23 protein-coding genes are annotated in these 24,593 nt (G+C 68.7%); 15 read left to right on the top strand and 8 right to left on the bottom strand.

Annotated elements, in window-relative coordinates:
• Positions 1–5: 5 nt before the first annotated feature.
• Positions 6–923 carry an EF-hand domain-containing protein gene (locus tag G3M62_RS01560; protein ID WP_165184161.1) on the top strand — a complete coding sequence of 306 codons (918 nt, stop codon included), beginning with the start codon at positions 6–8 and terminating at the stop codon, positions 921–923.
• Here the strand turns inward: G3M62_RS01560 and G3M62_RS01555 are convergent.
• On the bottom strand, positions 920–2,026 hold the full coding sequence (locus G3M62_RS01555) for a CobW family GTP-binding protein (RefSeq protein WP_165184159.1): 1,107 nt from the start codon (positions 2,024–2,026) through the stop codon (positions 920–922). The genes G3M62_RS01560 and G3M62_RS01555 overlap by 4 nt on opposite strands.
• Before the next feature lie 192 nt (positions 2,027–2,218).
• Positions 2,219–2,845, bottom strand: coding sequence for a hypothetical protein (locus G3M62_RS01550; protein WP_165184158.1), 627 nt, complete (start codon positions 2,843–2,845; stop codon positions 2,219–2,221).
• A 186-nt stretch (positions 2,846–3,031) separates the two neighbouring features.
• Here G3M62_RS01550 and rplU point away from each other — a divergent pair, with 186 nt between their 5' ends.
• From rplU to G3M62_RS01535, 3 genes are all read left to right on the top strand, one after another.
• Positions 3,032–3,601: a 50S ribosomal protein L21 gene (gene rplU, locus G3M62_RS01545; RefSeq protein WP_165184156.1), complete on the top strand. Its 570-nt coding sequence runs from the start codon at positions 3,032–3,034 to the stop codon at positions 3,599–3,601.
• 32 nt (positions 3,602–3,633) lie between these two features.
• Entirely contained in the window at positions 3,634–3,903 is a 270-nt protein-coding gene (gene rpmA, locus G3M62_RS01540) for a 50S ribosomal protein L27 (RefSeq protein WP_165184154.1), read from the top strand.
• 201 nt (positions 3,904–4,104) lie between these two features.
• Positions 4,105–4,638, top strand: a complete 534-nt coding sequence (locus tag G3M62_RS01535; RefSeq protein ID WP_165184153.1) for a GNAT family N-acetyltransferase — start codon at positions 4,105–4,107, stop codon at positions 4,636–4,638.
• A 142-nt stretch (positions 4,639–4,780) separates the two neighbouring features.
• Here G3M62_RS01535 and G3M62_RS01530 read toward each other — a convergent pair whose 3' ends face one another.
• Entirely contained in the window at positions 4,781–5,626 is an 846-nt protein-coding gene (locus tag G3M62_RS01530; protein ID WP_246263425.1) for a hypothetical protein, read from the bottom strand.
• A gap of 320 nt (positions 5,627–5,946) precedes the next feature.
• Here G3M62_RS01530 and obgE point away from each other — a divergent pair, with 320 nt between their 5' ends.
• Both obgE and proB read left to right on the top strand, forming a co-directional pair.
• The gene (gene obgE, locus G3M62_RS01525) at positions 5,947–7,011 is read left to right on the top strand and encodes a GTPase ObgE (RefSeq protein WP_165184149.1); all 1,065 of its coding nucleotides are present in this window, start codon (positions 5,947–5,949) and stop codon (positions 7,009–7,011) included.
• Positions 7,011–8,144, top strand: coding sequence for a glutamate 5-kinase (gene proB / locus G3M62_RS01520; protein ID WP_165184148.1), 1,134 nt, complete (start codon positions 7,011–7,013; stop codon positions 8,142–8,144). Before obgE ends, proB begins: the two co-directional genes overlap by 1 nt.
• Positions 8,145–8,289: 145 nt before the next feature.
• On the opposite strand, the gene G3M62_RS01515 is transcribed toward proB, so the two are convergent.
• From G3M62_RS01515 to G3M62_RS01500, 4 genes are all read right to left on the bottom strand, one after another.
• Positions 8,290–10,608 (bottom strand): GH92 family glycosyl hydrolase, encoded by a 2,319-nt coding sequence (locus G3M62_RS01515; protein ID WP_165184146.1) that lies wholly within the window; start codon positions 10,606–10,608, stop codon positions 8,290–8,292.
• A 100-nt stretch (positions 10,609–10,708) separates the two neighbouring features.
• The gene (locus G3M62_RS01510; protein ID WP_165184145.1) at positions 10,709–11,368 is read right to left on the bottom strand and encodes a permease; all 660 of its coding nucleotides are present in this window, start codon (positions 11,366–11,368) and stop codon (positions 10,709–10,711) included.
• A 96-nt stretch (positions 11,369–11,464) separates the two neighbouring features.
• Positions 11,465–12,991: a DHA2 family efflux MFS transporter permease subunit gene (locus G3M62_RS01505; RefSeq protein ID WP_165184143.1), complete on the bottom strand. Its 1,527-nt coding sequence runs from the start codon at positions 12,989–12,991 to the stop codon at positions 11,465–11,467.
• Between the two features lie 147 nt (positions 12,992–13,138).
• The gene (locus G3M62_RS01500) at positions 13,139–14,398 is read right to left on the bottom strand and encodes a DmpA family aminopeptidase (RefSeq protein WP_165184142.1); all 1,260 of its coding nucleotides are present in this window, start codon (positions 14,396–14,398) and stop codon (positions 13,139–13,141) included.
• A gap of 607 nt (positions 14,399–15,005) precedes the next feature.
• Between G3M62_RS01500 and G3M62_RS01495 the strand changes: the two genes are divergently transcribed.
• The 6 genes from G3M62_RS01495 (at position 15,006) to G3M62_RS01470 (ending at position 20,611) form a co-directional block, all read left to right on the top strand.
• The gene (locus G3M62_RS01495) at positions 15,006–16,280 is read left to right on the top strand and encodes a glutamate-5-semialdehyde dehydrogenase (RefSeq protein WP_165184140.1); all 1,275 of its coding nucleotides are present in this window, start codon (positions 15,006–15,008) and stop codon (positions 16,278–16,280) included.
• Complete coding sequence (locus G3M62_RS01490) at positions 16,246–16,899, top strand: nicotinate-nucleotide adenylyltransferase (protein ID WP_165184138.1); 654 nt, start codon at positions 16,246–16,248, stop codon at positions 16,897–16,899. Before G3M62_RS01495 ends, G3M62_RS01490 begins: the two co-directional genes overlap by 35 nt.
• A 126-nt stretch (positions 16,900–17,025) precedes the next feature.
• A complete protein-coding gene (gene rsfS / locus G3M62_RS01485) occupies positions 17,026–17,451 on the top strand; it encodes a ribosome silencing factor (RefSeq protein WP_165191160.1) in 426 nt (141 codons plus the stop codon).
• Positions 17,452–17,510: 59 nt separating this feature from the next.
• Positions 17,511–17,975: a 23S rRNA (pseudouridine(1915)-N(3))-methyltransferase RlmH gene (gene rlmH / locus G3M62_RS01480; RefSeq protein WP_165184137.1), complete on the top strand. Its 465-nt coding sequence runs from the start codon at positions 17,511–17,513 to the stop codon at positions 17,973–17,975.
• A 63-nt stretch (positions 17,976–18,038) separates the two neighbouring features.
• Positions 18,039–19,091 carry a murein hydrolase activator EnvC family protein gene (locus tag G3M62_RS01475; protein ID WP_165184135.1) on the top strand — a complete coding sequence of 351 codons (1,053 nt, stop codon included), beginning with the start codon at positions 18,039–18,041 and terminating at the stop codon, positions 19,089–19,091.
• 125 nt (positions 19,092–19,216) lie between these two features.
• Positions 19,217–20,611, top strand: a complete 1,395-nt coding sequence (locus tag G3M62_RS01470; protein WP_165184133.1) for a S41 family peptidase — start codon at positions 19,217–19,219, stop codon at positions 20,609–20,611.
• Between the two features lie 35 nt (positions 20,612–20,646).
• Here G3M62_RS01470 and G3M62_RS01465 read toward each other — a convergent pair whose 3' ends face one another.
• A complete protein-coding gene (locus G3M62_RS01465; RefSeq protein WP_165184132.1) occupies positions 20,647–21,108 on the bottom strand; it encodes an energy transducer TonB in 462 nt (153 codons plus the stop codon).
• 177 nt (positions 21,109–21,285) lie between these two features.
• On the opposite strand from G3M62_RS01465, the gene G3M62_RS01460 reads away from it, so the two are divergent.
• Genes G3M62_RS01460 through G3M62_RS01450 form a run of 3 tightly spaced genes read left to right on the top strand, consistent with a single transcriptional unit; the run spans position 21,286 to position 24,577 of the window.
• Positions 21,286–22,470 carry a divergent polysaccharide deacetylase family protein gene (locus G3M62_RS01460; RefSeq protein WP_165184130.1) on the top strand — a complete coding sequence of 395 codons (1,185 nt, stop codon included), beginning with the start codon at positions 21,286–21,288 and terminating at the stop codon, positions 22,468–22,470.
• Positions 22,467–22,979, top strand: coding sequence for an RNA pyrophosphohydrolase (locus tag G3M62_RS01455; RefSeq protein ID WP_425483819.1), 513 nt, complete (start codon positions 22,467–22,469; stop codon positions 22,977–22,979). The genes G3M62_RS01460 and G3M62_RS01455 overlap by 4 nt, the downstream gene beginning before the upstream one ends.
• 23 nt (positions 22,980–23,002) lie before the next feature.
• Positions 23,003–24,577: an alpha/beta hydrolase gene (locus G3M62_RS01450; protein WP_165184129.1), complete on the top strand. Its 1,575-nt coding sequence runs from the start codon at positions 23,003–23,005 to the stop codon at positions 24,575–24,577.
• The last annotated feature ends 16 nt before the right edge of the window (positions 24,578–24,593 follow it).

The raw sequence follows: 24,593 nt of genomic DNA, 5'->3' as shown, positions 1-24,593 counted from the left end.
CAGGCATGACCACGATCACCGGCGGCGCGCTGACTCAGCAGTTGTATCAACGCCTGTTCGATCGTTTGGACGCCGATGGCGATCAAAGCCTGTCGGTCGACGAGCTGCAGGCCGCCGACAAGGCCCAGCCCGCGACGAGCGTCGCCAAGGTCTTCGGAGCGCTCGACAGCGACACGGACGGCAAGATCGGCCGGTCGGAAATGACCGGCCCAGCCTTTTCCTTCACCGGCGACACGCTGAACGCCCTCATCGCGGCCCAGGTCGGGACCGCTCTCGAGCCGCCGGCCAAGGACGCGACTGGCGTTCAGAGGCATGCCGCTGCGTTCCTCGGAACTCCCACGCCGGACGAAGTCGAACAGGTGGCCGCGCTTTTCGCGCGCGCCGACACGGATGGCGACGGCCTGCTGTCCACCGAAGAAATGGCCGCGGAGGGTGCGGCGCGTCGAGCCTCCGCGCTGGACGCCGGTTATATTTCAGGGCCGATCTTCTATTCGATCGATGCCAACGGCGATGGCGCGCTGAGTCCAGGTGAAGTGCGCGGCGGAACGAGCATTGGCGGCGTGAAGGGGATCACCAAGGTGATCTACTTCGACGAGCAGAGTCCCGAAGACCAGAAGCGTTGGATGGATGATCGCGCCGACTACAACGCCCGCAACCCCGACAGGCCTTTACCCATGCCCACCATCCTCTCGAGCGAGGAGAAGCAGCGCGAACGCGCCCAGTTGATCGCCGATCAGGCCGAGCGGGAGTCCGGTCCGGCGGGAACCACCAAGATCCTGTCGCGAGACCTTGGCCGACTGCGCGATGAGGCCGCCGCCGACTTCGTCGCCACGCCGATCACCGATGCGCTGGCCACGCGACTGATGCGCCAGCTTCTGGCCGGCTGGAGCGCCCAGCCGGCCAAGTCTGACACGCTCGTCTAAGCCGCCGTCGCCTCGAAGCCAGCCTTCAGCTCGGCCTCGTCCAGGTCGCGGCCGATGAACACCATGCGGCTGTAGCGCTTGTCCTTGTCGGTCCACGGGCGCTGGAAGTCGCCTTCCAGGATCATGTGCACGGCCTGGAACACCAGGCGGCGCTCCTCGCCCTTGACGTCGATGATGCCCTTGGCGCGCAGGATGTCCGGCCCGCGCTGGGCCAGCAGTTCGTTGAGCCAGGTGGTGATCTTCTGGCCGTCGACCGGCTTGTCGAGGGTCAGGGAGATCCCCTTCACGCCGTCGTCGTGGATGTCGCTCTTGTGGCCGTGGTCATGATGATCGTGACCGCAGTGCTCGTCATGCACGTGACCATGGTCATGCCCGTGGTCGTGGTGATGATGGTCATGGCCGCAGTGCTCATCATGCACGTGGCCGGCCTCTCCGTGGGCCGGGTTCAGGAACTCCGGCTCCAGTTCGGTGATCCGCTCCAGGTCGAAGCTGTGCTTGCCGATGATGGCGTCCAGCGGAACGTTGGAGCGCTGGGCGCGGTGGATCGGGGCCAGCGGGTTGATGCGCTTGATCCGCGCCTCGACGTGGCGCAGGTCGTCTTCCGAGACGAGATCGGTCTTGTTCAGCACGATCTGGTCGGCGAAGGCGATCTGCTCGACGGCTTCCTTGCTGTCGGAGAGGCGCAGAAGGATGTGCTTGGCGTCGACCACGGCGGTGACCGAGTCCAGATAGGTGCGGGCCTTGACGTCGTCGTCGACGAAGAAGGTCTGGGCCACCGGACCCGGATCGGCCAGGCCCGTGGTCTCGACGATGATCGCGTCGAAGCCGCCCTTGCGCTTCATCAAGCCTTGCAGAACCCGGATCAGGTCGCCGCGCACCGTGCAGCAGACGCAGCCGTTGTTCATCTCGAACACTTCCTCGTCGGCGCCGACCACCAGGTCGTTGTCGATGCCGACCTCGCCAAACTCGTTGACGATCACGGCGTACTTCTTGCCGTGCTCCTCGGTGAGGATGCGGTTGAGCAGGGTGGTCTTGCCGGCGCCGAGATAGCCGGTCAGCACGGTGACGGGGATCTTGCCGGGAGCGGGGGCGGTGTTGGTCATGGCCGCTATTTAGGAGGCTTGAGCCGCTTGTGAAAGCACCCCACTGAACTGTGCCCATCCCGGCGAATGCCGGAACCCAGATGGAATGGTTCTGGGTGGGCTCCTTGAACGCCGCGCTCACCCATCAGCGTCCCCACTTTGGGATCTGGGTCCCGGCGTTCGCCGGGGTGAGCAGATCTAAAATCAGGTGCTCTATGTCTTGAGGAACGCCACGGCCGCGCCGATCGCGATCAGGGCGCCGCCGAGGATCAGCTCCTCGTACTGCTCCAGCCGCTCCAGGCCCAGGCGGTTGAAGCCGGCCAGGCTGAGGCCCGTGAACACCAGCATGCCGGCCGAGGTGGCTGTCAGCAGCACCGCGCTCAGGGTCAGGAAGCCGGCCACGCCGTGCTCCATGCCCGCCAGATAATAAGGCAGGAAGGCCTCGCACGGCGACAGGGTCAGCAGCACCACCAAGGCGGTGATGGCGGCGCGGTCGGAGGCGAACTTGCGGGTCCCGTCCATCGTCGCGTGCTTGTGGCGGCCGCGCAGCAGATAGAAGACGCCGAGGCCAGCCATCAGGGCGCCCACCAGCCAGTGGAACGAGTCGCCCAGATGCGGCTGGGCCACCAGGCCCGCGGCCACCACCGCCAGGCCCAGCAGGATGGTCAGGCTCACATGGCCCAGGCCCGCCAGCAGGGTGACGCCCAGCGTGCGGCCCGTGCTCCACTTCTGCGCCCGCCCGACCAGCACGAACGGCAGCCAGTGCGTCGGCAGAGCCGCGTGCAGGAAGGCCACGGCGAAACCGGTGGCGGCGATGGAGGCGAAGAAGGTCGTGTTCACACGCCGACCTTTAGACTGTTATATTGTAACACGCCAGCCCTGATATGACTCGCAATGGTTGCCGGAAAGCCGCATCCGGCCGTTGACTCACGGGGCTTGGCCTGTATAAGTCCGCCCCCTCGCCCGCTGGGTTTCCTCGCGGGCGTTCCCTATTTTGCGAACGCACGTTTCTTAAGGCGCTAACCTATGTACGCGGTGATCAAAACCGGCGGCAAGCAGTACCGGGTCCAAGCCGGCGACCTGCTGGTTGTCGAAAAGCTCGACGGTGAACCGGGCTCGGAAGTCGCTTTCGGCGAAGTCCTGATGCTTGGCGAAGGCGAGGCCGTGACGGTCGGCGCCCCCCTCGTTGAAGGGGCTGTCGTGACCGGCGCCCTTCTCGAAACCCGCAAGGGCGAGAAGGTGAAGATCTTCAAGAAGATCCGCCGCCAAGGCTATCGCCGCACCCGCGGCCACCGCCAGACCGAGTCGGTCATCCGCGTGACCTCGGTCGCCGGCGGCGGCAAGGAAACCAAGTGGGAAGGCGTCATCGACCTGACCCCGAAGGTCATCCTGAACGCCCGCGCTCGCGGCCTCGGCGACGCCGCCGTGCCGGCCGTGATCCCGGCCAAGGTCGAAGCCGAAACCGTCGTCAAGAAGGCCTCCAAGTCTTCGCCGAAGGTTGAAGCCGTCGTGGTCGAACACGCCGAGCCGACCGCCGCCCCGAAAAAGAAGGCCGCGCCTAAGAAGGCCGCCGCCAAGGAAGACGGCGAAGCCTAACCGGCTGCGCCTCTAAGGATCAGGAGAGCACAATGGCTCACAAGAAATCTGGTGGTTCGTCCTCCAACGGCCGCGACTCAGCTGGCCGCCGTCTTGGCGTGAAGAAGTTCGGTGGTCAGAAAGTGGCCGCCGGCAACATCATCATCCGCCAGCGCGGCACCAAGTTCTATCCGGGCGCTGGCGTCGGTATTGGCAAGGACCATACCCTCTTCGCGCTCATCGAAGGCGCGGTGGCTTTTGTCACCAAGCGCAACAATCGGACCTACGTGAACGTAGCGCCGGTGGCCCAGGCCGCCGAATAGCGCGAACCGCGTAGAAACCGGGTCGCGCTTTCTTCAAGAAAGACGATCCGGACAGACGAACCTAAGCGGGGAGTCCGGAACGCCGGGCTCCCCGCTTTTGTTTTGTCCGCGTTCGAATTTCTTGGCCGCAAAAGGACCCCAGGCCTGAAATCCGAGCGTCACGGTCCCTACCTAGAAGGACCGAGAACGGGAGGACGCGCCATGTGTGTGATCGAGAAAAGTCCGACCATAGAAACGCGGCGGCTGACGCTGCGCGCGCCTCGGATCGAGGACGCGTCGCGGATCGCGACGCTGTGCGGCGACTACGCGATCGCCAAGATGACCACCCGCATGCCCTGGCCCTACGGCCAGGCCGACGCCGACACCTTCGTGGCCCGTTGCCAGGTCCAGGACCGGACCAAGGACTCCACCTTCGTCATCGACCTGGAGGACGAGGGCGTGGTCGGGGTGCTTGGCTTCTTCACGCCGCCGGTCGGCCACCTGGAGGTCGGTTACTGGGTCGGCCGACCCTACTGGGGGCGCGGCCTGGCGACGGAAGCCGCTCACGGCGCCCTGGCCTGGGCCAAGAACGACTGGCGCAAGAAGATCGTCGTCGCCGGCCACTTCGCCGACAACCCGGCCTCGGGCCAGGTGCTGATCAAGGCCGGCTTCCTCTACACCGGCGTCGTCGAGCACAAGCCGTCGATCGCCCGCGGCGAGCCCGCGGCGACCCGGATGATGGTGTGGCTGGCTTAGCGTAGGCGCTCTTCCCTCCCCCTTGTGGGGAGGGTGGCCCCGAAGGGGTCGGGTGGGGTTCGATGATTCAAGGGTGACGGCGAAGCCCCACCCACAGCTTCGCTGCTCCCCCCTCCCCATGAAGGGGAGGGAGAGAAACATCCTAAGCCGCGCGGTGCGTCGCGATGACCTTCTGCGGGCCTTCGCGGAAGCGCTTTTCGGCGACGATGATCCGCTCGCACAAGGCGTCCAGGTCGCTGAGCAGCGAATAGGTCGCGTAGATCGGGATTTCCATCATCGCCACCTGGGCGCGGGGCATGAACTCGCAGTACTTCTTCCACGAGACATGGCTGTCGCGGGCGTTCATGGCCCGCTGACCCAGCGGATTCCACAGATTCAGGCCCATCAGCTCGTCACGGCACTCCTTCATCACCGGCAAGGCGATGTAGAGGAACAGGAACGTCGGGGTGGCGGCGCGGGCGAACTGCGGCTGCACCTGCATGTGCCAGATGCGGAAGGCCTCGAAGAAGTTGGCCTTGCGCGACGGATCCGGCGGCAGCCACTGCAGGTCGGGATTGATCAGCTCCTGGGCCGAGCCCGAGCGCTTGACCAGTTCGTCGGCCGAGCGGCCATCGGCCATGGTCTTGTTCAGGGCGTTGATCGGGATCGCCAGGCGCTTGGCCACCTCGGTGTAGGACACCTGGCGACCGGCCATCGGCGTCCATTGGCCGAAGTTCGGGGCGTTCGGGGCCTGGGCGCGCTTCATCGCCGCGGCCTGGTGCAGCAGCTGATGGGTTTCGCGGCTCTTGGCGGCCTGCTGGCGGTCGAACTCTTCCTCGTGGGCGGCCTGTTCGTCGGCCGTCATCCAGCTGGCGCGTCCGGGCCCATAGGTGCGTTCGTGGCGATTGAGCAGGACGAAGTCGTGCTCGTCGGTCGGCCGGCGGCCGATCTCGCCCAGGAAGGCGCGGAAGTCGCGCCATTCGGGAGCCAGGCCCGTGCCACGGCTCATCAACATGTTCCGATGAAGCGACGCTTCATGAGTGTACTTCCGACACAGGGTCGGCAGTGTCAGCTCCTGAAGGTCCTGCGCAAAATCGGCGTCAGAAATCGTCGTCAACGCCACCCCTCCCCGCGCAATAGTCCCGTCGGTTTCCTCATAGGACCGTTTGTCGCATGATCTCTTTTAACATTTCGTCACGATGGCGAACATGGTTCGGCATGGTGAAGCGGCGCTTAAACAACCGAATTTTGGCGGCTGAACGCTTGTGAGACTTGGCCTTGGGCCGGTTTCGGCTCGACGCGAAAGCCGCCTTGAGACAAAAGACGCTCATGAAATTCTTGGACCAGTGCAAAATCTACGTGCGCTCCGGCAACGGCGGCGGCGGCGCGGTCTCGTTCCGACGCGAGAAGTACATCGAATACGGCGGCCCCGACGGCGGTGACGGCGGACGAGGCGGCGACGTGTGGATCGAGGCGGTCGAGGGCCTCAACACCCTGATCGACTACCGCTATCAGCAACACTTCAAGGCCGGGACGGGCATCCACGGCATGGGCCGCGCGCGCCACGGCGCGGCGGGCGAAGACGTGATCCTGAAGGTCCCCGTCGGCACCCAGGTGCTGGAGGAGGACAAGGAAACCCTGATCGCCGACATGGACACCGCCGGCATGACGCTGCGCCTGGCCAAGGGCGGCAACGGCGGCTGGGGCAACCTGCACTTCAAGGGCCCGATCAACCAGGCCCCGAAGTTCGCCAATCCGGGTCAGGAAGGCGAGGAGCTGTGGGTCTGGCTGCGGCTGAAGCTGATCGCCGACGTCGGCCTGGTCGGCCTGCCCAACGCCGGCAAGTCGACCTTCCTGGCCGCCGCCAGCGCCGCCAAGCCGAAGATCGCCGACTACCCCTTCACCACCCTGACCCCGAACCTGGGCATGGTGGACCTGTCCACCAGCGAGCGCTTCGTGATGGCCGACATTCCCGGCCTGATCGAGGGCGCCAGCGAAGGCGCGGGCCTGGGCACCCGGTTCCTGGGCCACGTCGAGCGCTCGGCCGTGCTGATCCACTTGGTGGACGGCACGCAAGACGACATCGCCACCGCCTGGACCACGATCCGCGCCGAGCTGGAAGCCTATGGCGACGAGCTGGCCGACAAGTCCGAGATCCTGGCGCTGAACAAGATCGACGCGCTGGATCCCGAGACGCTGGAAGCCAAGCGCGCCGAACTCGAGGCCGTCTCCGGCATCAAGCCGATGCTGGTCTCCGGCGTGTCCGGCAAGGGCGTCACCGAGCTGCTGCGCGCGGCCTTCACCCAGGTGCGCATCCGTCGGGGCGAGACCCCCGCCGAGGCGGCGATCGACGAGGCGCCCGAGGAGGAAACCCCCGGGGGCTGGCAGCCGTAATGAGCGCTTCTGGGGGAGCGCTCACGCGCGCCAAGCGGATCGTCTTCAAGGTCGGTTCGGCCCTGCTGGTCGACGCCGCCACGGGCGCGGCCGATCGCGCCTGGCTGGACGCCTTCTGCGCCGACGTCGCCCGGCTGAGGGCGCGTGGCCAGCAGGTGGTCGTGGTCTCGTCCGGGGCCGTGGCCCTGGGCCGCCGGCGCCTGGGCCTGACGGGCGCCAAGTCCCTGACCCTGCCCGAGAAGCAGGCCGCCGCCGCCGCCGGCCAGTCGGTGCTGATGCGGGCCTGGGAAGAGGCGCTGGAGCCGCACGGCGTCGGCGCCGCCCAGATCCTGCTGACCCGCGACGACACCGAGGTGCGCCGCCGCTGGCTGAACGCCCGCGCCACCGCCGAGACCCTGATCGCCCTGAACGTCATCCCCGTGGTCAACGAGAACGACACGGTGGTGACCGAGGAAATCCGCTACGGCGACAACGACCGCCTGGCCGCCCGCGTGGCCCAGATGGTCGGCGCGGACCTCCTGGTGCTGCTGTCCGACATCGACGGCCTCTACACCGCCGACCCGCGCCGCGATCCGACCGCCACCCACATCGAGCGGGTCAGCGAGATCACGCCCGAGATCGCCGGCATGGCCGAGGGCGCCAACGCCTCGGCCGGGGTCGGCACCGGCGGCATGGCCACCAAGATCGCCGCCGCCCGGATCGCCCGGGCCGCCGGCTGCGCCACCCTGATCACCCTGGGCTCGCGTCCCGCGCCGCTGCAGGCCATCGAGGACGGGGCCAAGGCCACCGTGATCGAGGCCGGCGCCAGCCCCGCCGCCGCCTACAAGGCCTGGATCGCCGGCTCGCTGGCCCCGCAGGGCTGGCTGACCGTCGACGCCGGCGCCGCCGCCGCCCTGGTCAAGGGCAAGAGCCTGCTGTCGGCCGGCGTCCGCGCCGTCGAGGGTCCGTTCGACAAGGGCGACGCGGTCCGCGTACGCGACGAGACCGGCCGCGAAGTGGCCCGGGGCCTGGTCCGCTACGACAGCGCCGACGCCCACCGCATCGCCGGCCTGCGTTCGGACGCCATCGAAGGCGAGCTGGGCTTCACGGAGGGCCCGATGATCCACGCCGATGATTTGGCGGTGGGGGGGTAGGCCCCCTCAAGCCTCCCCCTGTGAGGGAGGCGATCGCGAAGCGATCGGTGGGGGGAGTTTTAGGGTTGCCGGTCCGGGTTGTGGTCGTCTACCGATCACTCCCCCACCGTCGGCTTCGCCGACACCTCCCCCACAGGGGGAGGCTTTATTTGTATACCGTCATCGACATCGGCCGGTCCTTCACCCCGCTCGCCCAGGTCTTGTTCGGCGTGGCGCTCATCGTGAACACCAGTTCCCCGCCCGCTCGGATCTCGGCGTCCTTCACGAAGCTCCGCGTCAGCGGCTTCCCGTTCAGCGTCACCGAACTCACGTAGGGCGCGCTGTCCGACAGCCCCACGGCCTTCACCGTGAACCGCTTGCCGTTGGGCAGGTTCAGCACAGCGCTTTCGACGAACGGCCGGCCGATGACGTATTCGTTCGAGCCCGGCGCCACCGGGTAGAAGCCCAGCGATGTGAACACCAGCCAGGCCGACATCTGGCCCAGGTCGTCATTGCCGGCCAAGCCGTCCGGCGTGGGCTTGTACTGGCTCTTCACGATCTGGGTCAGCCGGGCCTGGGTGCGCCAGGGGGCGCCGGCGTAGTCGTACATGTAGGCCACGTGGTGGCTGGGCTCGTTGCCGTGGATGTACTGACCGATCAGGCCGGCGATGTCCTCGGCGTGGGAATAGTCGAGCTTGGAGTTGTCGAAGTCGAACATGGCGTCCAGCTTCTTCACCGTCGCCGCGTCGCCGCCCAGCAGTCCGACGATCCCGCCCAGGTCCTGCGGCGCGAACCACGAATATTGCCAGGCGTTGCCCTCGGTGTAGTCGCTGCCATAGTTGATCGCGGTCGGGTCGAACGGCGTGCGGTAGGTCCCGTCGCTCTTGCGGGCCCGCAGGAAGCCGGTCTTGACGTCGAAACTGTTGCGCCAGTTCCCGGCCCGCTTCTCGAAGGTCGCGGCGACGTCGTTCCGCCCCATGGCCTTGGCCATGCGGGCGATGGTCCAGTCGTCATAGGCGTATTCGACGGTCTTGGAGGCGGCCTCCGGCTCCTTGTCGATCGGCACGTAGCCGAGCGCCATGTAGTCGCCGAGACCGCCGTAGGGCGCGTAGGTGGCGCTCTTGACCATGGCGTTCAGGGCGGCCGTCTCGTCGAAGCCCCGGATGCCCTTCATGTAAGCGTCGGCGATCACCGGCACGGCGTGGTAGCCGATCATCGTCCAGGTCTCCTGGCCGTGGAACTGCCAGACCGGCAGGATCCCGTACGGGCTCTCCTGCTGCGAGGCGATCAGCGAATTGACCACGTCGCTGGTGCGCTTTTCCGGCTGCACCAGGGTCAGCAGCGGATGCTCGGCGCGGAAGGTGTCCCACAGCGAAAAGGTCGAGTGGAAGGTGAAACCCTTTGCGGTGTGGACCTCGTTGTCGGGCCCGCGATAGCGGCCGTCGACGTCGCTGAACACGCTGGGGGCCAGCAGCGAATGATAGAGGGCGGTGTAGACGCTGGTGCGCGTCTCGGCCGGAGCGGCGATCTCGACCGCGCCCAGGGCCTTTTCCCAATCGGCCTTGGTGCGGGCCCGCAGGCCGTCGAAGTCGAAGCCCTTCTCGTCGCTGGAGAGGTTCAGGACCGCGTTCTCCTCGCTGACCGACGAGAGGGCCACCTTGGCGACCAGCGGCCCGTCGATCGTCCCGAAGTCGAAGACCCCGACCAGCGCCCGGCCCTCCATCTGGGCGCGGTCGAAGGCGGTGCGCCCCGGCTGGGCGAAGCCCTTGTAGGGGACGCCGTCTTCCTTGTTGTACAGCGCCTTGCCGACCAGCGGCCGGTCGAAGCGGATGGCGAAATAGAGCTGGCGGCCCGGGGCCCAGCCGCGCGTCTCGCGCAGGCCCGTCACCGTGCCGTCGTCGGCGACACGGATCCGTGACCAGCTGACCTTGCCCGGATAGTTGTAGATCGAGGTGCGCAGGTCCAGCAGCACCTGGGCGCGCGCGCCCTTGGCGAAGGTGTAGCGGTGCATCCCGGTGCGCAGGCCGGCGGTCAGCTCGGCCCGCACCTGGCTGTCGGTCAGGGCCACCGCGTAGTAGCCGGGCTGGGCGATCTCGCCGTCGTGGCTGAAGCGCGAGCGGTAGCCCGAGCCCGGCTTGTCGGCCTCGCCGGGTTCCAGCTTGGCCTCGCCGCTGACCGGGGCCAGCAGGATGTCGCCCAAGTCCGAATGGCCCGAACCCGAAAAGTGAGTGTGCGAGAAGCCCAGGATCGTCGGGTCGCTGTAGCGATAGCCGGCGGCGCGGGCGTAGCTCTGCTTGAACGGCAGGATGTCGGTGTCGGGGCTCAGTTGCACCATGCCGAACGGGGCGACCGCGCCGGGGAAGGTGTGGCCGTCGCCGCCCGTGCCGATGAAGGGATCGACGGCCTCGTAAGGCGACTTGTCCTGGGCCAGGGCGGGAGAAACGGCCAACGCCGCGATCGCGGTCAGCACCAATCCAAGACGCATGGCTTTCTCCTCCGACTTTGGCCGGGACCCTAGACGGAGGAAGCGGGCGGCGTCACCCGATTTAAGAAGGTTGGTTTCCTAAACAGACGAGTTCACGCCGTCAGAGCAGGACGACCGGCGTCATGATCGCGGCGAAGAACACCAGCGCCTGCACCCACGCCCACAGCGCGATCCCCACGGCCGGCAGCGTCTTGATCGCCAGGCGGCTGGCGAACCAGCGGGTCTGGGCGATCAGGAACCAGGCCAGGCCGGCCAGCATCAGGCCCGCGCCGAAGACGTTGGCGATGTCGTGGCGCATGAAGATGATCCCGCCGCCGATCAGGAACACCGCGCACGGCCCGGCCAGGTAGCACTGGGCGTAGAACGGCGCCCGCAGGCTCTCGCGCGACAGCCGGATCCCCTGGCGGCGCAGCAGGGTGACGGCGGCGACCAGCGGAATGAGGCTGAAGATCAGGGCGCGAAACAGAGCCGCGTTCTGGGGCGAGTTGAAGATCGCATGCTGCAGCGTCCCGGTCCCGTGCGCCTGGGGCAGATGCGCGGCCATGGCGATGCCGTTCATCAGCACCACGGTGATCAGCAGGAACAGCGGCGGCGTCAGGGCGTCGTCGTAGCGTCCGGTTTCGTCGTCGCCCTGCTCGCTGTCGGAATAGGCCATGGTCTCCAGCGGCTTGACCAGCACCCGCCACAGGGTCAGCGGATAGAAGACCAGCCACGACGTCGCCTCGAAGAGGAACTCTTCGAAGCTGCGCAGGAGTTTCATGAAGTCCACGGGGCCCTCGCCGCGACGCCGGGTCATCGTCCGGCCGGGGGACGGTGGCAGGGAAGCCGGCGGGCGTCCATCGGGAGAAGCCCGGCCTCAGCCGCGCTGGGGCTTGGCCTCCGGCGCCCCGTGCCCGCTCAGCTCGGCCCCCGCGTGCGGCGAGAACCGCCGGTTCCAGACCGTGGCCGAGGCCGAAACGGCGGTGACCACCAGGAAGGCCAGGGTGAAGTCGCGCAGGCGGGGATTGGCCGCCCCGCCCAGCAGCATGCCCACGTGCAGCGCCCCGGCCCCCACGCAGATGCCCAGCGACAGCATCAGTTGCTGGAAGGTGGCGTAGAAGCTGGTCGCCGCGCTCATCCGCTCGGGCGGGATCTCGTCATAGGCGATGGTGTTGTAGGCGGTGAACTGGAACGACATGAAGAAGCCGCTGACCATCAGGGTCAGAAAGATCACCGGCACGGGCCAGGTCGGCCGGAAGAAGCCGCAGATCGCGTAGCCGGCGCTGGCCGCCAGGCCGGCGACGATCAGGCTGTCGCGGAAGCCGAAACGCTTGAGCACGCGCGGCGCCAGGCCCTTCATGGCCAGCGAGCCGATGGCCCCGGCGATGGTGATCGTGCCGCTGACGGCCGCGCTCATGCCGAACCCCAGCTGCAGCATCAGCGGCAGCAGGAACGGTTGAGCGCCCTGGGTGATGCGGGTCAGCGAGCCGCCGATCACCGACAGCCGGAACGAGGGCACGGCCATCAGGGTCAGGTCCAGGATCGGGTCAGGCCGGCGATGGGCGTGGCGGATGTAGAGCGCGCCGGCGACCAGGCCGACCGCGATCAGCGCCAGCGCCGGCGCGAGCTCGCCGCTGCGGCTGGTCATCTCGAAGCCGAACAGCAGGCAGCCCAGCGCCACGCCCGACAGCAGAAAGCCCGTGAAATCGGTCGAGGGCGGCTTGTCGCCGCGCACCTCGCCGATGAACAGGGTCACCAGCACCACGCCCAGCAGGCCGATGGGAATGTTCAGATAGAAGATCCACCGCCAGTCCAGGTAGGTGACGATGAAGCCGCCGATCGGCGGGCCGACGATCGGGCCGATCAGGGCCGGCATGATCAGCCACGACATCGCCGAGACCATGTCCTGCTTGGCCACCGAGCGCAGCAGCACCAGCCGCCCGATCGGGATCATCATCGCCCCGCCCACCCCTTGCAGGAAGCGCGCGGCGATCAGGAACTCCAGGTTCGTGGCCTGGCCGCACAGCACCGACCCGGCCACGAAGACGATGATCGCCAGGCGGAACACGGTCTTGGAGCCGAACCGGTCGGCGAGGCGCCCGCTGGCGGGAATGAAGATGGCCAGGGCCAGCAGATAGGCGGTCAGGGCCGAGCTGAGGCTGGGGGCCGGCACGCCGAAGTCGCGAGCCATGGTCGGCAGGGCGGTGGCCAGCACCGTGGCGTCCATCTGCTCCATGAACAGGGCGCAGGCGATGATCAGGGCCACGACGCGATAGGCGCGCGTCCCGCCATGGTCGATCCCGGGCGCGCCGGGCGTCAGGGCCACGTCGCCGGCGGCGGGCACGATGCCGTCGCGGACCTCGGAATTGATCGACGCCAAGCCCCGTCGGCGCAGCCTCACCATGATCCGGCGTCCAGGCCGAGGGGCGGGACGCGGAGACGGGGCGGCGGCAGGCGATCAGGCACGGGCGTACAGCTCTACGACGATGGCGTTCCCCCTACGGCAACCAGATAGGCCGTCTCGACGCCGATCGATAGGGTCCTATTGAATTTATTTCGGCTCCCGCCCGTAGCGCTTCATCGCGTCCAGCATCCGGTCCACCGGCATCGCGTAGACTCGGACGTCGTCGGCGCCGGTCATGGTCTGGCCCGCCAGCAGGGCGTTGGTGATCGCCGCCTCGGTCGCCTGGGCGGTGGCCTTGAACAGCGGATCCAGCTGGTCGTTGCTCAGCATCTTCACCGACGACACATCTTCAGCCGCCCAAACCTTGGGATTGGCCGTCGAGAAGGCCAGGAAGATGTCGCCCGAACCGTTGCCGCCGAAGCCGCCCTGCCGTCCCACGCCCAGCGCCACCCGCGTGGCCAGGCGCTTCAGCTGATGGGGCATCAGCGGGGCGTCGGTGGCGACCACGACGATGATCGAGCCCTGTTCGCGCGGTTCATCGGGCTCGGCCAGCGCCTGGCCGCGCGCCGCCGGCGTCGCGTCGCAGGCCTTCAGGCGCGGCTGGGCCGGCGACAGCGGCGCGCCGTTGGCGATGCAAGGCATAAGGTCGGGAATCGCCTCGCCCACGGGGACGCCGGCGATGCGCAGGTCCTTGCGCCCGCCGAAATTGCACTGCACCAGCACGCCGACGGTGTAGCCGCCCTGCTTGGCCGGCAGCACCCGCGAGGCGGTGCCGATGCCGCCCTTGAAGTGCAGGCAGACCATGCCCGTGCCCCCGCCGACCGAACCCTCCTGGACCGGCCCGCCCTTGGCGGCGTCCAGCGCGGCCAGCACGTGCTCGGGCTTCACGTGGAAGCCGCTGATGTCGTTGAGCATCCCGTCATAGGTCTCGGCCACCACCGGCAGCCACCAGGGCTGCAGCACCGTCTTGCGCGACAGCTCCCACTGGATCACCGCGTCGCGGACCACGCCGACGCTGTGGGTGTTGGTGATCGCCACCGGTCCCTCCAGATAGCCGCCTTCCTGCAGCCAGGTGGTGCCGGTCATCTCGCCGTTGCCGTTCAGGGTGAACCAGGCGCCGAACACCGGATCGGCGTCGTCCTTGCCGCGCGGCAGCACCACCGTCACCCCGGTGCGCACCGGCCCCTGGCCGACGACCAGCTTGCCCGAACCGGAGATCAGCGTGGTCTGCCCCACCTCGACCCCGGCCACGTCGGTGATGGCGTCCAGCGGGCCGGGCTTGCCGCCGATGGGCAGGGCCAGGTCGTTTTCGCGCGGGCCGGCCTCGGCGGCGGGCGCGGTCAGGGCGAGCGCGCAGAGGGCCAGCAGGGCGAGGGTCGCGCGGCGGAGGCGGGCGGGTGTCGGCATGTGGGTCCCCCTAGGTGGTCGGGAGGACGATAGGCTGGGGATGGGGCGCGGTGGAAGGGCGCGCTTCTTGACCCCTCTCCCTCAGGGAGAGGGGTCAAGAAAGCCTGCAGCCGCGAGGCCACGCCTTAAAACCTTGGAGGCGAGCCTGCTCTGGCGGATGGGTACGAGAGGGACATTGTCGGACGGTGAGCTAGACGTGCGGCCTCGTCATATCTAAGCTCTCGACCGAAATGCAGAATGATCCTTGGTTCGCTCGCATCGGCTTCGCGCTTATTCCTATCACTGTACGAGGCCTTCTGTTCGCCGTCGGAATGATCACGACATCACTATATCTGCTCAATGCCGGGGGCGAGTTTCTCGATAGTGGCGATGGTTTTCGGGCCAAAATCTTCATTGGTTTCGGGGTCGTCATAGCCGTCGCTTACTTGGTCGTCGGGCTAGTCAGATCTCGGCCGTTCCGGCGATAGGTCGAGGGTTGAACCTCTCCGCAATTCCTCTTCCCCCAACAGCCCCGCTAACACCCCCACCACCCTTTCCCCATTCCCCCGCCGCTCCAAAGCGCCTAGGTAAGGCTCACTCTGAGCATATCCGGGATCGGATGAAGGCGATGGACGACGCGGGCATGAGCTTGCAGGCGACGATGACGGCGATGGGACAGGCGGCTCGGCATGGGGCGCAGGCTCTGCGCGTGGCCACGCCAGACCAGCGCACCGCCGCCCTCAAGGCCATGGCCGTCGCCATCCGCGCCGACGCGCCCGCGATCCTGGCCGCCAACGCCCGCGACCTCGACAAGGCCGGGGCCGGCGGCCTGACCGCGCCGATGGTCGAGCGGCTGATGCTGAACGCCGAGCGCCTGGAAGGCGTCGCCGCCGGCGTCGAGGCCGTCGCGGCCATCCCCGACCCCCTGGGCGTCGAGACCGCCCGCTGGACGCGTCCCAACGGCCTGGATATCGCCCGGGTGCGCACCCCGATCGGCGTGATCGCCATGATCTTCGAGAGCCGGCCCAACGTCACGGCCGACGCCGCCGCGCTGTGCGTCCGCTCGGGCAACGCGGTGATCCTGCGCGGCGGGTCGGAGTGCATCAATTCCAACCTCGCCATCCACGCGGCGATCGCCAAGGGGCTGAAGGCGGCGGGGATCTCGACCGACGCGGTGCAGATCGTCCGCACGCCCGACCGCGACGCCGTCGGCGCCATCCTGAGCGGCCTGAACCGCACGATCGACCTGATCATCCCCCGGGGCGGCAAGAACCTGGTGGCGCGGGTCCAGCAGGAAGCGCGGGTCGCGGTGCTGGGCCACCTAGAAGGCCTAAACCACGTGTTCGTCCACGCCGCGGCCGATCCGAAGAAGGCCGTCGACATCGTGCTGAACGCCAAGATGCGCCGCGTGTCGGTGTGCGGCGCGGCCGAGACGCTGCTGGTCGACCGCGCGGCGGCCGCCAAGCTGTTGCCGCCGATCGCCGACGCCCTGATCAAGGCCGGCTGCGAGTTGCGCGGCGACGGCCCCTCCCGGGCCATCGAGCCCTCCATGACGCCGGCGGTCGAGGCCGACTGGTCGACCGAATACCTGGCGCCGACCATCTCTGTCGCCGTGGTCGACGGGGTGGAGGGCGCGGCCGCCCACATCGCCGCCTACGGCTCGGGCCACACCGACGCGATCCTCACCGAGGACGCGGCGGCGGCCGAGCGGTTCGTGGCCCTGGTCGACAGCGCCATCGTGCTGATCAACGCCTCGACCCAGTTCGCCGACGGCGGCGAGTTCGGCTTCGGGGCCGAGATCGGCATCGCCACCGACAAACTTCACGCCCGCGGCCCGGTCGGGGCCGAGCAACTGACGACGTTCAAGTATGTGGTTCGCGGGACCGGCCAGACTCGTCCCTGAGGCCGGTCGGCCAAGCGCGCAGCGGCTCGGATTCCATCTGGAGCCGGGCATGCGCGTGGGGCTGTTCGGCGGCAGCTTCAACCCGGCGCACGAGGGTCACGCCCACGTCGCCGAGACCGCCTTGCATCGCCTGAAGCTGGACAAGGTGATCTGGCTGGTCTCGCCGCAGAACCCGCTGAAGTCGTCGCACGAGACCCGCCCCCTGGCCGAGCGCCTGGCCGGGGCCCGCAAATGGGCGCGCGGGGCCGGCATGATCGTCTCCGACGCCGAGACGCAGCTGGGCTCGCAATACACGATCGACACCCTGCGCGTGCTGCGGGCCCGCTATCCGGGCGTGAAGTTCGTCTGGATCATGGGGGCCGACAGCCTGGCCACCTTCCATCGCTGGCGGGGCTGGACCCAGATCATGCGCGAGGTCCCCGTAGCGGTGATCTCGCGGCCTTGGGCGGCCCTGAAGGCCCGCACCTCGCCCGCCGCCCGCCGCTTCGCCTGGGCCCGCCGCCCGGCCAGCGCCGCGGCGATCCTGGCCGACGCGACCGCGCCCGCCTGGGTCTACCTGACCGGTCCGCTGAACTACGCCTCGTCGACGGCGCTGCGGAAGCGGCAGACCAAGGGCTGATCCTCTTCCTGCTGGGGGAGAAGGGTCAGGTGCGCTCGAATCGCCCATTTCCACGTTCCCCCTCATCTTTTCGAGTCATCCGTGCTATGGGAGCGATTGCGCGAACCCCATCAAGGAGCATTTCCGCTGCGTAGCGACCCCGCGCCGACGGCGCACGAGGGACCGGTTTCCACCGAAACCTCGGCCAAAGAGACCGCCCTGGACCTGAGTATCAAGGCGCTCGAAACCCTGATCCTGTCGCGTCTCGACGACGACAAGGCCCAGGACATCGTCCACATCGACCTGACGGACAAGAGCTCGGTCGCCGACAGCCTGATCGTGGCGTCCGGCCGTTCGCACCGTCACGTCGGCGCCCTGGCCGACCACATCATCCGCGCCCTCAAGGAAGAGGGCTTCGGCAAGGCGCGGGTCGAAGGCCTGCCGCACTGCGACTGGGTGCTGATCGACGCCGGCGACGTGGTGGTCCACCTGTTCCGCCCCGAAGTCCGCTCGTTCTACAACATCGAGAAGATCTGGGCCGTCGACGCGCCGCACCGGATGGCGTCGAACTAAACCGCTTCGTCTCCCCCGGCCCGGCCGGGGGACGCCAGGCCCTGCCCTGGCTGGTCGCCATGAAGATCACCATCCTCACCGTCGGAAAGCTCGGCCGCATGGTCGAGGCGCAGTTGGCCGTGGACTATGCGTCCCGGGCCACCGCGTCCGGTCGCGCCCTGGCGCTGGGTCCGGTCGAGATCGTCGAGGTCGAGGCCCGCAAGCCCGGCAAGGCCGCCGAGGCCGAGGTGCTGCGTCCGCATCTGGAGGGCGCCTATGTCATCGCCTGCGACGAGCACGGCAAGGTGCGGCCCAGCCGCGCCTTCGCCGAGCATGTGGGCCGGCTGCGCGACGACGGCCACCGCAAAATCGTGTTCCTGATCGGCGGCGCCGACGGCCTGGATCCCTCGATCCTCTCCACCGCCCACGAGATGCTGGCCTTCGGACCCCAGACCTGGCCGCACGCCCTGGCCCGGGCCATGCTGGCCGAGCAGGTCTATCGCGCCGTCACCATCCTGGCGGGCTCGCCGTACCATCGGGATTAGCGGTTCCGAGGTAGGCGCGAGAACCGGTTGTCGCTGCAACCCAATGCGGGCATTCATCCTTCCATGTCGCGCCGCGTCGCCCTGATCACCGCCAGCCTCCTGGTCGCCCTCGTCGGCGCCGGCGGACTCGTCGCGGCCCAGGTCGGCCAGAAGGCGCTCCCAAGCCAGAAAATGAAAGACGAACAGGCCGCCGCCGACACCCGCCGCGAGATCGTCGACCTGCGCGGCGAGCTGGACGCCCTGGGCCGCCAGCGGGTCGACGCCGGCGACGACGTCGGCCTCAAGCGCGCGCGTCTGGAGGCCCTGCACCAGCGCGAGTCGGCCCTGGTCGGCGAACTGGGCCGCGACCGGGGCCAGCTGGCCCGGCTGCTCAGCGCCCTGCAGCTCTTCCGTCGCGATCCGCCGCCGGCCCTGCTGGTCAGCCCAGGCGACGCCCGCGACGCGGTGCGGGCCGCGATCCTGATCCGCGCCATGACGCCCGAGCTGCAGGCCCGCGCCGACGGCTACGCCCGCCAGGCCCGCGCCGTCTCGGCCCTGCGCCGCGAGGCCGCCGCCGCCTCCGAGCAGCTGTTCACCGCCGAGAGCCTGGTCGCCGACCGCAAGGGCGAGTTGGAGCGGATGATCGTCGAGAAGACCCAGCTCGAGCGCGCCTATGCGCAAGAAGCCCTGACCGGCGACCAGGCCACCCTGGGCGCCCTGACCGACGGCCTGGCTCCCAAGCCCGCCACCGGCCCCCTGACGTTGAGGTCGCCCGCCCCCGGGGTGCTGACCCGCCGCTTCGGCCAGGCCATGCCGGCCGGCGGTCGCGCGACCGGCCTGACGATCAGCACGGAAAAAGGTCACGTGGTGGCCAGTCCCGCCGCCGGGGTGGTCGAATACGCCGGACCGCTCAGCGGCTGGGGCACGGTCTTGATCCTGCGCGCCCAGGGCGCCTACCATCTGGTGCTGGCGGGAATGGACGAGGTTTCCGTCGGATCCGGACAATCTGTCGCACCCGGCGCGACGGTTGGCCGGATGGCGGATCATGGTTCCGAGGAGCCAGAACTCTATTTCGAGGTTCGGGAAGACGGCGCCCCGGTCGATCCGGAGCGTTGGTTGAAACAAGGTTCTCGGTAGGGGATCGCGGTAAACGGCTTTTTCAGCGATGATGGCCGTCAAATGAACAAAGGTCCGCCTCAGCTTGAGCGGAACGACGAGTTTTAATGCGACGCTTCGCGTCGTCAGGGAGCCTTCCAGGCCACATGCGCAAGTATCTGCTCATCGGTGTTTCGGCCTTCGTCCTCGGCGCGGGGACCATGGCCTATGTCAGTCCCATCGCCCAGGCGACCAGCTCGACCAAGGGCGAGACCTATAAGATGCTCGAACTGTTCGGCGACGTCCTGCAGACGGTCGACGCCCAGTACGTGTCGGAGGTCGACAACAAGAAGCTGATCGAGGCGGCGCTGGACGGCATGCTGACCAGCCTGGACCCGCATTCCGGCTACCTGTCGCCCGACAGCTTCGAGGACATGCAGGATACCACCCGCGGCGAGTACGGCGGGCTGGGCATCGAGGTCACCAGCGAGGACGGCGTGGTCAAGGTGATCTCGCCCATGGACGGCACGCCCGCCTCGCGGGCCGGCATCCAGGCCGGCGACTACATCACCGCCGTCAACGGCCAATCGGTGCTGGGCCTGACCGTCAACGAGGCGGTCAAGCAGATGCGCGGCCCGGCCGGCGAGATCGTCACCCTGACCATCGCCCGCGACAAGACCGACCCGTTCGACGTCAAGCTGACCCGCGAAGTGATCAAGCCCAAGGCCGCCATCGCCCGCATGGAAGGCGACTACGGCTATGTGCGCCTGCCCGGCTTCAACGAGAAGGCCACCGAGGCCCTGACCGCCTCGATCAACGACCTGAAGACCAAGAACCCCAACATGAAGGGGCTGATCTTCGACCTGCGCAACAATCCCGGCGGCCTGCTCGACCAGGCCGTGGGCGTCTCCAGCGTGTTCCTGGACGGCGGCGAGGTGGTCAGCCAGCGCGGCCGCGATCCGCGCGACATCCAGCGCTACAACGCCCGGCCCGGCGGCGACCTGCTGAAGGGCCTGCCGGTGGTGGTGTTGATCAACCAGGGTTCGGCCTCGGCCGCTGAAATCGTCGCCGGCGCCCTTCAGGACCGTCACCGCGCCGAGCTGGTCGGCATCACCAGCTTCGGCAAGGGCTCGGTCCAGACCGTGATCCCGCTGCGTGGCGGGGCCGATGGGGCGCTGAAACTGACCACGGCGCGCTACTACACGCCGTCGGGCCGCTCGATCCAGAAGACCGGCATCGCGCCCGACCTGGAAGTGGCCCAGACCAAGGACCAGGCCCAGGACATCGCCAACCGCGTGTGGTTCAGCGAGGCCAGCTTCAAGAACGCGCTGAACGCCGACGAGGGCAAGACCCGCCAGGGCGTCCACACGCCGGCCGAGGCGCCGCCGCCCGGCTTCGACGAGAAGAAGGGCGACTTCCAGCTGGACCGCGCCATCGCCGTGCTGAAGGCCGGCTCGGTCCAGGCCGTGCCGAAACTGCCCAAGCCCCAGGCCAAGATCGCCGAAGTCACCGCCAAGGCCGCCGCCGCGGCCGGCAAGGGTCCGCCCGTCGAGAAGAAGTAGGACTCCAGGCGTCCTTTCCCCTTCGGGAGAGGACGCTATCTGGCCTCGTCGGCCGCGTCGGTGAACGGCGGGCGGGGCGGCAGGTCATCGCAATTGGCCGTGGTCTCGCCCTGACCCGGTTCGAGCATCACAAAGCCCACCCGCACGCGGATCATTCCATCCTGGCGTGCCGGCACGGGGAACTTCAGCGCCGCGCGTTCGGCGGCATGTCCAAAGCCGTAGTCGCCGTCTTCTCGCACAACCGCGCATTCCGCCGGTTGGTGCGCGGCGTAACGGCAATCCACGACGGCCGATCCGAACTTGTTCATACGGTCGGCGCGATCAGGATAGAAACGCGTCGCGACGTCCCCATCGACGACACGGGAGCCTTCCGGGCTCGTCAGGCGGATCTCGACACGCGGCGCCCTGGAAGGGCACCAGCCATGCAGGCGGGGCGCCGGCGCGGGAGCCTTCGCCGCGCATCCCACGATGCAAGCCGCGACGGTGACAAGGGTCAAACCCCTGATCAAGCGATGGCCATGAACATCCAAGACGCCCCCTCCAAGTTCGAACAATACCCAGCATGGCCTGGATGAGATCCAAGATCACGCGAGCGCGCTCTTCCACCGCTTCGGCGCATTCCGTCGCACCCTTCATTAACCATATATTCGGCGCTTGCCGGCTAATCCTGCCCCATGGCCGTGTCGTTCTCCCGCAAGCCCGCCTATAGCGCCACCGCGCCCGCGTCGGGTCGCGAGGACGGCGACCTGCGCGCCAGGATCCTGGCGGCGGCGGCCAATCCCTTTATCGGCGCGGCTGCGGCGGCCTTTCTGTTCCTGCTCAGCGTCGCCCTGCTGGTGCTGATCACCGGCGATCCCAACAAGGGCTCGCCGATGGTGCGCGTGGCGCTGGACCAGATCGGTACGACCAAGAACATCCCGCCCGGCTGGCGCGAAGCCCTGGTCGGCGAGGGCGAGCATGAGGCGCCGCTGTTGCCCGGCGCGCTGGACCTGTCGAACCTGCCGTTCCTCAGCCACCCCGAACCGGCCGATGACGCCGAGGCCGGCGCGATCGCCGCCCCGCCGCCGGTCGCCTCGGCCACCGGCCCCCTGCCCGCCGCGCCGATCGCCGGCCTCACCGCGCCCGGTCCGGGCGGCGGCGTGCTGCCCATGATCGCGCCCGACGGCCGCACCGCCGCCGACGCCTATGCCCGCCCGTTCACCGCCGACGGCCGCCCGAAGGTGGCCCTGGTGATCGGCGGCCTGGGCCTGAACCCCCAGACCACCCGCGCGGCCATCGAGACCCTGCCGCCCGAGATCACCCTGTCGTTCGCGCCCTACGCCGAGGGCCTGCAGGGCTGGATCGACCTGGCCCGCAGCCACGGTCACGAAGTGCTGCTCGAAGCGCCGATGGAGCCGGTCGACTACCCCGCCAACGATCCGGGCCCCTACACCCTGATCGCCTCGAACCGCCCCGAGGACACGGTGCGCAAGCTGGAATGGCTGATGTCGCGCGCCACCGGCTATTTCGGCCTGACCAACTATCTAGGCTCGCGGTTCGTCACCAGCGACACGGCCATGACCACCTTCACCCTGGCCCTGAAGTCGCGCGGCCTGGCGTTCATCGACGACGGCCAGGCGTCCCTGCGCGGCGGCCCGATCCCGCGCGCCTCGGCCGACCGGATCATCGACGACGAACTGGCGGCCGGCTCGATCGACGGCCAACTGAAGATGCTGGAGGCCGGCGCCGCCGGTCGCGGCCAGGCCCTGGGCTCGGGCTTCGCCTATCCGGTGACGATCAACCAGGTGCGCCTGTGGGCCGCCGGCCTGTCCGGGAGGGGCTTGCAACTGGCCCCCGCCTCGGCCATGGCCAAGCGATGAGCGCCAGCCAAACTCCTCCCCAAGATTTGGGCGACCTCCATCCCGATCATCGCCCCAATGTCGGCGTCGTGCTGTTCCACCCGGACGGCCGTGTCTGGCTGGGCAAACGGCACAACCAGCCGCCGCCCCACAACTGGCAATTTCCGCAGGGCGGAGTCGACGAAGGCGAGGATTTGCTGGCCGCGGCGCGTCGCGAGCTGGCCGAAGAGACCGGCGTCACCTCGATCGACTATCTGGGCCGCACCGAGGGCTGGTTGATCTACGACTTCCCCGCTGACTTCGCGTCGTCGAAAAAAGCTCGTGGATTCAAGGGCCAAAAGCAGGTCTGGTTCGCTTTTCGCTTCGTCGGCGACGAGTCCGAGATCGATCTTGAGGCCGACGCCCATGTCGAGTTCGACGCCTGGAAATGGGGCGCTCTCGACGAAACGCCCGAACTGATCGTACCCTTCAAGCGCGCGGTGTACGAACAGGTCGTTTCCGCGTTCGGTGGGTTCGCGCGCGGGGGCTGATTTCCGGCGCTGGGGAGTACGGAATGGCGGACACGATCCTGCTGATCCACGGCTACGGTTGCGCTGGTGACGTGTGGGATCCCATGGCCGCGCGGCTGCGGGCCGAGGGCTATCGCGTCGTGGCGCCGACCATCCGTTCAGCCGTGCGCACGGTCGATGGCCCCCGGGCGGGCCTGGCCGGTCTGACCCTGGCCGACTATGTCGCCGAGATGAGCGCCCTGGCCCAGGCCCTGGCCAAGGAGGACGGCAAGAAGCCGATCGTCTTCGGCCACTCCATGGGCGGACTGATCGCCCAGAAGATCGCCGAGGCCGGCCACGCCGATCGCCTGGTGCTGTTCGCCCCCGCCTCGCCGGCCGACGCCCGCGGCAAGCCCAAGCTCTCCCCGGTCTTCACCTTCCTGAACATGGCCCTGCGGTCCAAGCCCGAGACCCGGGCGGGCAAGATGTGGAAGCCGGGCTTCAAGTTCGGGGTCATGAACGCCGTGCCGCCCGCGCGCCACGACGCGCTGTACGCGACCATGGTCCATGACAGCGGGCAGGTGCTGGCCGACCTGGCCTGGCCGCACAAGGATCCGAACAGGACCGCCCATGTCGACGCCACGAAAGTGACCATCCCAGTGCTGGTCCTGGCCGGCGCCCTGGATCGCACCACGCCTCTCGAGGACGTGCGCCTGGTCGGCCGGAAATATCCGGCCGCCGACCTAAAGATCTACCCCAACAACGCCCATTACCTCATAGACGAGCCAAACACGATGAGCATTCTCGACGACGTGATCGCCTGGTTTACGGGCAAGCCGAAAGCCGCTCCGGCCCCGACCGCGGCGCCCACGCCCGCCCCGGCGCCCGCGCCCAAACCCGCGCCGGAACCCGTGAAAGCCGCGGAGCCCGCGCCGGCTCCCGCCCCGGCTCCGGTCGCGCCCGCGCCGACCCCGGTCGCCAAGCCCGCCGCGCCGACGGCCGCCCCGACGGTCGCCCCAACGGCGGCCAAGACGGCGGCGGCGAAGCCCGCTCCAAAAGCCGCGCCCAAGGCCGCCAAGCCGGCGGCCTCGAAGGCCCCCGCCAAGCCGAAGGCCAAAGCCAAGCCCGCCGCCAAGCCGGCTCCGGCCGCCAAGGCTCCCGCGGCGAAGGCTCCGGCCAAGGCCGCGCCCGCGCCGAAGACCGCCAAGGCCGCCCCGGCTGCGAAGCCGGCCGCCAAGCCGAAGGCCGAGGCCAAGCCCGCCGCCGCCAAGGCTCCGACGGCGAAGGCTCCCGCCAAGGCCGCTGCGAAGGCCGCGCCCGCGCCGAAGCCCGTGAAGACCGCCCCGGCGCCGAAGCCGGCGGCCAAGCCGGCCGCCGCCAAGGCTCCGGCCAAGACCGCCGCGCCCAAGCCGACCGCCGCGAAACCCGCCGCCAAGGCCGCACCGGTCGCCAAGGCCGCGACGACCAAGGCTCCGGCCAAGGCCGCACCGGCTCCGAAAGCGGCTAAACCCGCCGCGGCGCCGAAGCCGGCCGCGAAGCCGAAAGCGGCGCCCGCCGCCAAGGCGCCTGCCCCCGCGAAGGCGGCCAAGGCCCCTGCGGCGAAATCGACCGCCAAATCTTCACCCGCGCCGAAGAAGTAGCGTGTAGGCTCACCGC

The sequence above is a fragment of the Caulobacter soli genome (assembly GCF_011045195.1).
Classification (GTDB): Bacteria; Pseudomonadota; Alphaproteobacteria; order Caulobacterales; family Caulobacteraceae; genus Caulobacter; species Caulobacter soli.
The sequence above is the reverse complement of the archived record's forward strand: the minus strand, read 5'-3'. Positions and strand labels throughout refer to the sequence as shown.